9 protein-coding genes are annotated in these 12479 nt (G+C 33.1%); all 9 read left to right on the top strand.

Annotated elements, in window-relative coordinates:
• Positions 1 to 65: 65 nt before the first annotated feature.
• The gene (locus B5D16_RS06815) at positions 66 to 1040 is read left to right on the top strand and encodes a carbohydrate ABC transporter permease (protein ID WP_078766248.1); all 975 of its coding nucleotides are present in this window, start codon (positions 66 to 68) and stop codon (positions 1038 to 1040) included.
• Between the two features lie 9 nt (positions 1041 to 1049).
• A complete protein-coding gene (locus B5D16_RS06810) occupies positions 1050 to 1898 on the top strand; it encodes a carbohydrate ABC transporter permease (RefSeq protein WP_242943006.1) in 849 nt (282 codons plus the stop codon).
• Between the two features lie 140 nt (positions 1899 to 2038).
• Positions 2039 to 2758 (top strand): YesL family protein, encoded by a 720-nt coding sequence (locus tag B5D16_RS06805; RefSeq protein ID WP_078766246.1) that lies wholly within the window; start codon positions 2039 to 2041, stop codon positions 2756 to 2758.
• Between the two features lie 40 nt (positions 2759 to 2798).
• Positions 2799 to 5747 (top strand): glycoside hydrolase family 3 C-terminal domain-containing protein, encoded by a 2949-nt coding sequence (locus B5D16_RS06800; RefSeq protein WP_078766245.1) that lies wholly within the window; start codon positions 2799 to 2801, stop codon positions 5745 to 5747.
• A gap of 80 nt (positions 5748 to 5827) precedes the next feature.
• Complete coding sequence (locus B5D16_RS06795) at positions 5828 to 6103, top strand: acylphosphatase (protein ID WP_341465201.1); 276 nt, start codon at positions 5828 to 5830, stop codon at positions 6101 to 6103.
• A gap of 785 nt (positions 6104 to 6888) precedes the next feature.
• Entirely contained in the window at positions 6889 to 9246 is a 2358-nt protein-coding gene (locus B5D16_RS06790; RefSeq protein ID WP_078766243.1) for an ABC transporter permease, read from the top strand.
• 24 nt (positions 9247 to 9270) lie between these two features.
• Positions 9271 to 9966 carry an ABC transporter ATP-binding protein gene (locus tag B5D16_RS06785; RefSeq protein WP_143405069.1) on the top strand — a complete coding sequence of 232 codons (696 nt, stop codon included), beginning with the start codon at positions 9271 to 9273 and terminating at the stop codon, positions 9964 to 9966.
• Between the two features lie 499 nt (positions 9967 to 10465).
• On the top strand, positions 10466 to 12016 hold the full coding sequence (locus tag B5D16_RS12660) for a cellulase family glycosylhydrolase (protein WP_143405068.1): 1551 nt from the start codon (positions 10466 to 10468) through the stop codon (positions 12014 to 12016).
• An 82-nt stretch (positions 12017 to 12098) separates the two neighbouring features.
• Positions 12099 to 12479 (top strand): transposase (locus tag B5D16_RS06775; RefSeq protein WP_078766240.1); only part of this gene is annotated, 381 nt, incomplete at its 3' end.

The following is a 12479-nucleotide window of genomic DNA, read 5'->3' as shown; positions in this document are numbered from 1 at the left end:
GCGCGATATATAGTTAAAATAAAATATATTAAATTATTACATCATTAAGGAAACGGGGTGACAGTTTGAAAGGTCATAAGAAAAAAACAGTAGACTTAAGTAAGTATGGATATATATTTATAGCTCCATTCTTTCTTATCTTCATTGTATTTCAGTTATATCCATTGATTTATACATTCTATAAATCATTTTATTATTCAACATTTACAAGATTTGGAAGTATAGAACACTTCGGTTTAGAAAACTACAAAAAGTATATTGGTACTGAGAAAGAGTTTTGGTGGGCCGTTGCTATAACAGTTGGTTTGTGGTTGTTAAACTTTGTACCACAGATTTTACTTTCATTATTATTAGCAGCATGGTTTACCGATATAAAATATAAATTAAAACATGATGGTAAGTACAAAGTTATTATGTACATGCCAAACATTATTACTGCAGCTACTATTGCGGTATTATTCTACAAGATGTTTAATAATAATGGTCCGATGACCGAGATTATGCGAAAGTTAGGTATGGTTAAGGCGGAACATTATGTACTAGAAAAAGGATGGGCAACATTCTTTATTATTGCGTTTATACAGTTCTGGATGTGGTATGGAAATACTATGATTGTATTATGCGCAGGTATCATGGGTATCAGCCCTTCATTATATGAGGCTGCCATGGTTGATGGAGCTACTTCAAGACAGCAGTTCTTTAAGATTACAGTTCCATTGTTAAAGCCAATTTTACAGTTTACATTAGTAACATCGGCTATCGGTGGTTTACAGATGTACGATATTCCATATTTGTTTAATGATGGTGGTCCTATTATCAATATTGGTAAAGAGCATGTATCATCAACACAGACTGTTGTTATGTTGATTAAGAAGTTTATTTTCGCTGATAAGCCTGATCATGGTAGAGCAGCTGCTTACTCAGTAGTATTATTCTTTATCACATTAGCAGTAAGTATGGTATTCTACATTGCTACTTCTGAAAAGAAGGAAAAGAAACCAAAAAATAATGCTAAAAATGCGGAAGTTGTAGAAGGGTAGGTGGACAGAGTGAAAAAATTATCAGGTAATAAGATTTATCGTAACTGTATTTGTATTTTTCTCTGTTTCTTATCACTATTTCCTTTCTATTTGTTATTTATAAATTCAACTTTGAAATCAAGTGATATTCAGGGAACAATTCGTTTGATACCAGGCTTAAACTTCTTCAAGAATCTTAAGGGACTTCTTGAAGGTGAAGCAAAAACAAGTAACGTAAACGTACTTCAGGCTATGAAGAACTCACTTATGGTTACTGTACCTGCTACATTCTTACAGGTTTATTTTGCTGCACTTACAGCTTATGGTGTTCATACATATGATTTTAAATTTAAAAAAGCAGCATGGGGATTCATTTATGCTATCATGATGGTACCAACTCAGATTTCTATCGTCGGTTTCATCAAGGTTGCTAAAATGACAAATACATATAGAACTTATATTCCTTTGATTATTCCAGCTATGGCTGCTCCAACTACTGTTTACTTTATGAAGCAGTACATGGAAGCAAGTTTGTCATATGAAATAATTGAAGCAGCAAGAATTGATGGTACAACAGAATTTGGTACATTTAACCGAATCGTAATTCCATTGATTAAACCTGCTATGGCTACACAGGCTATCTTCGCATTCGTTGGTTCATGGAACAACCTCTTCACACCAACAATGATTATTGGTAATGAGAGAAAGAAGATGACAATGCCTATGTACGTAGAAGCGTTAAAAGCTAATGATAAAACTCAGGATATGGGTCAGATTTACTGTGGACTTTTCATCACAGTATTACCTATTTTAGTAATGTACGCATTCTTATCTAGATATATCGTTGCAGGTGTTGCTCTTGGTGGTGTAAAAGAATAATTTAATATGTTTATAAAGCAGGCAGAAATGCCTGCTTTTTTTATATAGAAAAAACAATATATCTATGTAAAAATATCGGTTTTAATGTTAAAATATATGGAGTTGGTTATATATAATAAACACTAGAAAGGATTAGAGAGATGGCAGATATAGATAATAATGAAAAACCAGTTAAGGATGATAGAAATAGATTATTTAGATATTTTGAGGTATTTGGAAATGTGTTTGGATTAAATATTTGTTTTATAATAGCTTGTTTGCCAATAGTTACAATAGGAGCATCATTTACAGCGTTGTATTCTATGTGTATCAGATTGCAGGAAAATGAAGAAGAAACAATTATATACCCATTCTTTACGGAATTTAAAAAGAATTTTAAACAGGCTACATTAACATGGCTTGCATTAGTAGTTGCATTTGTTGTAATGGCTGCTGAATTTCTTGTTATACAGAAAGTCGGAGGAGTTATAGGAGTTGTATATTTCTTTGTTTTGTTTATAGAATTGCTAATTGTTGTTCTTGCAATTCCGTTTTTATTTCCTCTTATTGCAAGATATAAAAATACGTTTTTGGGAACAATAAAGAATTCAATTATTTTATCAGTTGGATATTTTGGTAGTTGGATTAAGATTGTAGTTGCATGGGTTACACCAGTGTTGTTTTCATTTTATTTTGAACCTATGATATTCCTTCTTACATGGTATTTGTGGGTATTATTTATTCCAGCAGTAATTGCATATGGAACTTCATATACAGTAAGAAAAGTATTTAGAATTAATAGTGAAAGAGTAGAGAAAACAAATGATGAGAAAGAAGAGAATAAAGAAGAGAAAGTAGAAGAAACAGAAAACAATAGATAAATGTATGTACATATATTAAAGAACAGTGTTTGGAGGTTGTATGAAATATTTTGCATCAACAAGTAATGAGATTTCACAAAGAGAAGTAGATAATGCTAAAAGAGCGAAAGATATTGCAAGGGAAGCGGTTGTTTTATTAGAGAATGACGGTTTGCTTCCAATTGAGAAACCATGTAATATTGCGCTTTTTGGTAATGGCGTTAGATGGACAGTTAAGGGTGGTACAGGATCGGGTTCTGTAAATAGTAGAAGTTTTGTAACTATTGAACAAGGCCTTAATAAGTATGGTTTTAGAATAGTTAGTAGCGATTGGCTACTAAGATATGATGAAAAAAGAAGAAAACATTTTAGTGAATATAGAGCATGGGCTGCAGAGCGTGCAGCATCATTAGGCGTTAATGTTGCATCAGTAGCCATGAATGAAGGAATTAAGGAATGTGAAATTAATCCTATTCTTGAAGATGATATTGTGGATGCAGATTTGTGTATTTACATTCTTGCTAGAAATTCTGGTGAAGGATGTGATAGATCAGAGAATAAAGGTGATTATGTATTATTCCCTGAAGAACTTGAAAGTATAAAGAAACTTGCCGGGCATTATGAGAAGTTTGTTTTAGTTCTTAATGTTGGCGGTGTTTTAGATATGTCTGAAATTAAAAAGGTAGAGGGTATTAATTCTATTATTCTTTTAGGACAGCTTGGAAATTTAACAGGTGAAGTATTACCTGAAGTTTTACTTGGAATGGTTAATCCGTCAGGACGTCTTACAGATACATGGGCAAATGCATACGAGGATTATCCTTCATCAGCTACATTTAGCCATGTAAATGGCAATGTTAATGAGGAAGTATATAGTGAAGGAATCTATGTTGGATATAAGTATTTTGATACTTTTAAGATTCCGGTTATTTATCCATTTGGTTATGGAAAATCTTATACTAGTTTTGAAACTAAGCTTGTTAATGTTTGTAAGATGAATGAAGTTTATTCTAAACTCGCTCATATAAATCCAGTTGGTGATATGGACATTTATAAAGCATTATGTAAGAAGACGTGGGGTGAACTTGCAGGTGGATTAAGTGGTTCAAACAATATAAATGATATATTAAAGTTTGAGGATGATAAAAATTCTAGTGATAAGGTAAATGGAAAATTCAATTCAGATTCAGATGTGTATGAAAGATATGCAAATGAGATTTTCGCTGATTGCGGTCGTTTTGAGAATCTTGAAGAATTGTCTAATAAGGTGCTTTTGGAATTTAAGGTTAAGAATACAGGAGCATTTGCTGGTAAGGAAGTAGTGGAAGTATTCGGTTCTGCTCCAAAAGGAAAAATGGATAAGGCTAGTAAGGTTCTTATCGGATATACAAAGACAGGTGAAATTGCACCTGGTGAAGAAGTGGATGCATATGTGGTTGTTGATATTAAGGATATGGCTTCATATTGCGAGAATTGTAGTGCATGGGTTCTTCACAAGGGTAATTATAGAATTTATGTTGGTAAGAATGTTGCAGAGACTGAGTATGTGGCAGATATCAATTTGGATGAGATGGTTAAGTTTGGTCTTTGTAAAACTATATGGGAGAAGCCTAGCGCACTTTCTGAACTTAAGTCAGGTTATAAGCTTGCTGAAGGTGAAGATTTTGATGAAAGAAAAGCAGAGTCTAAGTTTGTTGTAGATGTTAAGGCTAGAGATATTAAAATTACTGAATTTAAATATACTGAAGTTAGAGAAAGCGCTAGTGATATTGCAAAGAAGAAATGTAGTGAAAGTATGGCATATTCTTGTGATAGTAACACTAAAGATATTACAAGTTTAGAAGATGATAATAATTGTAGGTTAAAGAAGGATGTTAGTATCGATATGATACTAAGTGGTGAAGCTTCTGTAGAAGATATGGTTTCACAGTTATCTGATAGAGAACTTGCACTTCTTGCAGTTGGTAAGCATAAGGAAGAAGTATCTAACGAGGAAAAGGATGTTGAAGAGATAGCAGGTAATTCTTCAGTCTCTGTACCAGGTGCAGCTGCGGATACTTCAGATTGCATCTTTGAAAGCAGAGGAGTTAGAAAGTTAGTTACTGCAGATGGACCAGCAGGTTTACGACTTCAGCCTGTATTTAAAACAGATCTTGATGGAAATTATATTCCTGGTGGTGAGATTTTTGATGATACATATACACCATGGGCCGATGATTTAGATGAGAGTAAGTGTGTTACTTATTATCAGTATTGTACAGCTATTCCTATTGCTTGGTCACTTGCTATGACTTGGAGCAAGAGTGCTCTTTATGAAGCTGGTGATATTGTAGGTGGTGAAATGGAAGAATATGGTGTCGACCTTTGGCTTGCACCAGGTATGAATATTCATAGAAATCCTCTTTGTGGTAGAAACTTTGAGTATTATTCAGAGGATGCATTTGTTGCGGGTATGTGCTCTGCAATAATTACTGAAGGTGTTCAGGCTCATAAGGGTAAGGGTACAACTATCAAACATTTTGCTGCTAATAATCAGGAAGATAATAGATTTTTCGTTAATAATATTATGAGTGAGAGAGCACTTCGTGAAATTTACTTAAGAGGTTTTGAAATCTGTGTTAGAAGAGCTAAGCCTAGAGCTCTTATGACAAGTTATAACTTGATTAATGGTTATCATTCTTCAAATAGTTTCGGACTTGTTCAAAATATTCTTAAGGATGAATGGGGATACAGCGGTCTTGTTATGAGTGATTGGTGCACAACCATGGGTAACTTCGATCAGTTTTATATGTATGAAATTGTTAATCCAAAGTCTGCACCTTCAGGATGTGTGTATGCTGGTAATGACCTTATTATGCCCGGTTGCACTCAGGATGTTGAAGATATTCTTAAGGCTGTTCAAAGTGGTGAAGAAGTTGAAGGATTCAAGATTAGTAGAGCTGACTTAGAGGCATGTGCAGCATCTGTTATAAGATGTGTTGTTGAAATCGAGAGAAGTAAACTTAAATAAAAAATATTAAAATGTATTATAAAAATATAACTTAGTGTAATTTTATTTATGCTAAGTTATATTTGTTATGGAGAATTATGATGGATGAGATAATTAGAAAGAGCATAGTGTTCTATGGATGGGTACAGGGTGTTGGATTTAGATATAGAGCAAGTCATGCAGCATCTAGATTTGGTTGTACTGGTTGGGTTAGAAATGAATACAATGGTAGTGTATCCATGGAAATCCAAGGAAGTGAAGCACAAATAGATCAGGTTATTATGACCATTGAACAAGGTAGATTTATTAAAATCGAGAATATGGAAGTTAAGTCTTTACCTGTGGATGAAGATGAAAGAAGCTTTAGGGTCAGGTAGAGAGAAGATTTAGATATTATTGGAATACTAGTAAAATAATTTTAATAATATGATGTGTGAAGCAAGTTGAGTGTTATGCTCGGCTTGCTTTTTTATTGTGAGATGGTGGGGTGGGTGGAGTAAGGGGTAAGCCTACCTATGAGCCAAAATAAGTTGAAGGTAGCCAAAAGTAAATTTCGTGATATAAAAGTTCATTTAATGACTCCTTAATAATTAATATATTAGGATGGACATGATGGATATAGTATCTCTAATACAATTAAGACTTTCTTAAGACTTAAATTAAGTGTTACTTAATAAAGATTAGTTATTATTTATATATATGATAAAAGCGTTATGTATATAAATTAATCTAATATGCTAAAAGCTATGTATTTTAAGTGTATAGGAGTTAATGGACTTGTCTAAAATCCAGAAAATAAAAAATTTTTTTAAAAAGTGTTGACAGTGATTTTTATATATGATATATTTACTACGACAGATGTAGTACGACAGGCGTTGCAACGAGTAACGTACTACGACAAACAATGCAACGACAGTCGAGAATGGCCATCGCATCTGGAAAGAAGAAGAGAAACAAAATTTATAAAGAGTAAGAAAAGAACAACAAAATCATGAAAAAATTTAAGCGGACAAGAACCATGAAAGATTTATTAAAGAGGGAAAAAGAGATTTATATGAAAGAATAAAGAGAAATACAAGAAAAGAGTTTAAAAACTTAAGAACATGAAAAAATTAACCACATGAAAAAATGAATTCAGGAAGAATTTAGAAGGAGGACAGGTTTGAAAGTATTTATTAGGTACATTAGGAAAAACATGTTAGAAAAAAAGGGAAGACTTTTCCTATTGATTTTTTCAATAATGCTAAGCTGTGCATTGATGGTTATGAGCTTAGGACTTATTGATACAATCGTGGAAAGCTTCACAGAGCCGATGAAGAAAGCGGCTGCAGGAAGAGACATTGCAATCAGTTCAAATACTGAGGAGATCTTCTTTAAAGAAGAGGACATTAACAAGACTGGTATTAAAAATTTAGATGGCGAAATTGATATGCCAGCAGTTGTTGATGATGAAGATGAGATGATTTATACAAACCTTAGAGGTATGAAATCATATGATAAAGATATGATTGAGGGAAGTCTTAAATCATCAGATAATACAGATTGTATTATTTCAAAAAGAATTGCAGATGAAAGAAAACTTAAGGTTGGAGATAAACTTAATGTTCTTATCTCTGGTGAGAAGAAAGAGTTAAAGATTACTGGATTAGCAACTGCAGATGGAATATTCTATAGTGATGAAACAAAGCAGTTTACAGTTGTTGTTAATTATGAATTCTTAAACAAGTTATTAAATGCAAATGGTGCTTATAATCGCGTTGTTGCAGATTACACAAAAGATAATTTATCACCGGACGAACTTGATAAGGAACTTAAAAAGTTTAATAAGAATAACGAAAAAGTTATAGGTACAAATTTAGAATACAATTATGATAGTGAAGGCGACAATATGATTCAAACAATTCTTTACATTATGCTTGGTATTGTTTGTGTAGTATGCGTCTTGATCATAAGAGGTGTATTCAGACTTATAATTACTGAAAGAATGCAGACAATCGGAACATTTATGAGCCAGGGTGCTACTAAGAAAAAAGTTCAGCGTATGTTGCTTTTAGAGGCTTTCCTCTATGCAGTAGTTGGAGCAATAATTGGTAGCGTAGTTGGATGTGGTGGACTTGCTATTTTAACAAGACTTATTAGTCCATATAAAAAGTATGGTATTTATAATGAAGTTCACTTTAATCCAGTTCATATCGCAATTGGATGTGCATTTGCTGTGATTCTTTCATTGTATTCAGCGCATGCTCCAATTAGAAAGATCAAGAAACTTCAGGTTAAGGAAGTTATTATAAATAGAGTTGAAGTTCACGAAAAAACTGGTATTATTACAAGGTTCCTTACAGGAATTGGAGCTAAGTTATTCAGAGGAAACACAAGTATGTTCCTTGCAATTAATAATATTAGAACTTCAAAACTTTTAAGAAGTAATATTAAACTTCTTACAATTAGTTTAGCAGCAATACTTAGTATTGTTTCATCATCAACAAGTATGACAGACGTTGTTGTTGGTGCATATGAAGACATGGAATATGATTATGATATTGGAAACATAATTGATAGTAACGCAACACAGAGTACAACAGATAGTTTAATTAATGAACTTAAAAATGATAAAAATGTTAAAGCAGATTCAATTTCACCTATTTATGGTACTGAAGGTAAGCTTAATGGTAAGTCTCTTGGCGTATATGGTGTTGAGCCAAAAGCATACGGTAGATACCTCAATAGTTATGTTGGATTTTATGAAAAAGATCTTAAGGATGATTACCAGAAGTTCATAGATTCAAAAGATAATGTTATTGTAATTTCAACAAGTTATGCTAAGAAGTTAGATAAGAAACTTGGAGATACAGTTAAACTTACAGTTAATGAAAAAGAAAATGAATTTAAAATTGTAACTATTGCAGATTTTAAACTTTATAACAGTGGAATGATTTGTCTTATTAATCAGGAAAAGATGAAATCATTATATGGTCTTAGAGAAGCTCGAGGTATTACATTTGAAATAGTTAAAGATGGTGCAAGTATGGATAAGAAATACCAGCAAATGACAAAGAAATACGGAGCAACAGTAAGAAGTAAGGAAGAAGAGAAACAATTAAATGTTGAAAATAATGCAGTAATGATGAAGATGTTTTCGGCGTTTGCTTATATAGCACTTGGTGTTGCAGCAATTGGTATTTTCAATAATATTACAATTTGCTTTATGCAGAGAAGAAAAGAATTTGCTGTAATGACATCAGTTGGTATGAATAAGAGTAAAAGAAGAAACCTTATTTTAGCAGAGAACATGATGTGTGCTGTATGGAGTGTTATTGTAGCGATTCCAATCGCATTTGCTTTTAACATTGGAATTGAATCATTATTAAAGAGTATGGATACTCCAATGCCAGTAAACTTTGATCCTAAGGCAGTTTTGGTATATGGATTAGTTGTAATTGGTATTGTAATTGTAGCTTCACTTTCAGCATTAAAGAAGAGTAAGAACATCAGCGTAATTGCTGAACTTAAATATGAATAGTTAGATATAATGGAGGAATTTAAAATGGGAATTATAGAAGTAAAGAACGTAAATAGATCATTTCAGAATGGTAAGGAAACAGCACATGTTTTAAAGAATATTAGTTTAAATATAGAAGAGGGAGAATTTGTATCAATCATGGGTCCATCAGGTGGTGGTAAGTCAACATTGTTATATCTTTTAGGCGGCCTTGATCAGCCTACATCTGGTTCAGTTAAAATTGATGGTGTTGATTTGAGCACTCTTAAGGATAAGGAACTTTGCAGAATGAGAAATGAGGACATTGGATTTGTGTTCCAGTTTTATAACTTGGTTCCAAATTTAAGTGTTGAGGATAATATTGCACTTCCACTTATGCTTAGTGGAAAGAAGATTTCAGATTATAAGGATAAGATTGATGAATGTCTTGATATCATTGGAATGAAGGAAAAGAGAAAGCTTACTCCACGTGAATTATCAGGTGGTCAGCAGCAGAGAGTTGCTATTGCAAGAGCATTAGTTTTTGATCCAAAGATTTTATTCCTTGATGAGCCTATTGGTAACCTTGATTCAAAGACAGGATTTAAGATTATGGAACTTTTCAGAAAGATTAATGAAAAGTACAATAAAACAATTATTCAGGTTACTCATTCAGAAGAGGCAGCAGAATATGGTACATCACTTGTAAAACTTGTTGATGGCCAGATTAAAACTGTTAAACCTGTTTCCATGACAGCCTAATAAATACATACTTGCAAGGTCCCACTTGGGACCTTGTTTTTATGATTCATAATTGACAAAAAGATAAAAAAGTATTATATTTGACATACAAAGGATATAAGTTTTATTCAAGTGAATAAAAATAACCCCTTAGAGTTGCTGCTCTAAGGGGTTGTTCTTTTTTTGTAGGAAGAACATAACCTAAACACTACCATATGATTCAGTCTAACCATTTACATATAAAATATGCAACGATGCTTGCTGCAACTGAAATCAAAAAGGATATAAGCGTCTCCAAGTGAATCACCTCCTCCCAGCTACAGTTTCAATATGGTAGCAAAATAATTATAACACAAGAACGCAGGTGAAGCAAATAAATTATTGACAACAAATAAAATCTGATTGTTAATGAGTTGAAAATATGGTAGTATTATTTGTGGTAAACATGACTTAATAATGGGGAAAATAAAGAACGAGGTTGATGTTTATCAATAAATATTTTTTACAAGGTGGAGTAGAAATGAAGACAAAAATTAATTTATTAAGAAGATTATTAATTGCTATGTTAATCGTGATTCTTTCTATCGGAAGCATGAGTGCTTGCAATAGTAGTAAGAAGAGTGATGATAAGAAGACAGAAGATTCGAAAGATAAGAATAAGTCTAATAATGATAGCGAAGATGAAGATGATGACGATGAGGATTCGGATGATGAAGATTCAGACGAAGAAGACGATGATGATAAAGACAGCAAGTCAGATGGAAAGCTAGTATGTGCTTCTCCAAAAACATGTGGTGCACTTCAGGTTAAGGGTACAAGACTTTGCGATAAGGATGGAAATCCTATTCAGCTTCGTGGCCTTAGTACTCATGGTATTGGCTGGTTTCCTGAATATGTAAATGCGGATGCATTTGCTGATTTTAAGGGATGGGGTGCTAATGTAATTAGACTTGCAATGTATACTGCTGAAAATGGCGGATATTGTACAGATGGTGATCAGGATGGACTTAAGGATTTAGTTTATGATGGTGTTAAGTATGCTACTGAGAACGATATGTATGTTATTGTTGACTGGCATATTTTATCAGATAACAATCCTAATGATAATATAGACGAAGCTAAGAAGTTCTTCAAAGAAGTATGTGGCAAATTAAAGGATAACGATAATGTTATTTATGAAATTTGTAATGAGCCTAATGGTGGAACAACTTGGGATGACATTAAGGAATACGCAGAAGAAGTTATTCCTGTAATTAGAAAAGAAGATAAGGACGCTGTTATTTTAGTTGGTACACCTCAGTGGTGTCAGAAGCCTGATGAGGCAGCAGCAGATCCGCTTAAGAAATTTGATAATATAATGTATACAGTACATTTTTATGCAAATACACATAAGGCAGATTTACGTAAGACTATGAAGGCTGCAATTAAGGATGGCCTTCCAGTGTTTGTTTCTGAATTTGGTATTTGTGATGCATCTGGTAATGGTGGATGCAATGAGGCAGAAGCTGATAAATGGGTTAAGGCCATGAACGATTATGGTGTAAGCTATGTATGCTGGAACATTTCAAATAAGGATGAATCATCTGCAATTATTGATAGCGGATGTAAGAAAAAGTCAGGATTTAAGGATGATGACTTAAGTGATGAAGGTATCTGGCTTAAGAAGATGCTCAGTGGTGCTTCAGATAACGAAAAAGACGGTAAGAGCAACATGGGTGATGCTGACAAGGAAGAAGATGGCGATGATGATGAAGGAACTAAGGTAGCTAATGACCAGTTCGACATTAAGGCAAACATCTCAAATACTTGGGAAGGCAATGGCAAGAATTATTATCAGTTTGACTTAAAGGTTAAGAATAAAGGTGATGATATCGAAGGTGGATGGAAGATTGAACTTGAGTTCTCTTCTGACATTAAGGTTGATCAGAGCTGGAATGGTAAGTATAAAGCTAAGGGTAACAAGCTTACTATTACAAATGTTGATTATAACGAAGATGTTGCTAAGGGTGCATCACTTAACGATATAGGTTTCATTCTTACAAGTGATGATGAAGAATTGAAGATTAAATAGTAAAGGGGCTGTAAAAAAACTCCCCTAACAGAAAAGTAGCTATGAGCTCGCGCTCATAGCTACTTTTTGGTATAATTAGGTTATGCAACTAACTAATTATAAAACCAATGATAATTATACATTAAAACAACTAAAATTACCATTAGTTATCGAAAAATTAATTGATATTTCTGATCCGGTTTATACTTTTTGTGATGTAATGGACCACATCGACCTAACACCATACTTTGTAGAAGGGAAAGGCTACAAAACAGGTCGTCCAAGATGTGATGCAGAAAAGTTACTAAAAGTAATTCTGTTTGCTTTCATGGAGAATGGTTATTGTTCGCTAAGAGAAATTGAAAAGCTCTGTAATAATGACATAAGATTCATGTATCTGTTGGATGAAATGAAAGCTCCTACCTTTGCCACTTTCGGCAACTTTATTCGTAACGAACTTTCCACGTCAATCGAGGATATATTT

It is taken from the genome of Eubacterium uniforme (assembly GCF_900167115.1).
Lineage (GTDB): Bacteria > Bacillota > Clostridia > Lachnospirales > Lachnospiraceae > Eubacterium_S > Eubacterium_S uniforme.
The sequence above is the reverse complement of the archived record's forward strand: the minus strand, read 5'-3'. Positions and strand labels throughout refer to the sequence as shown.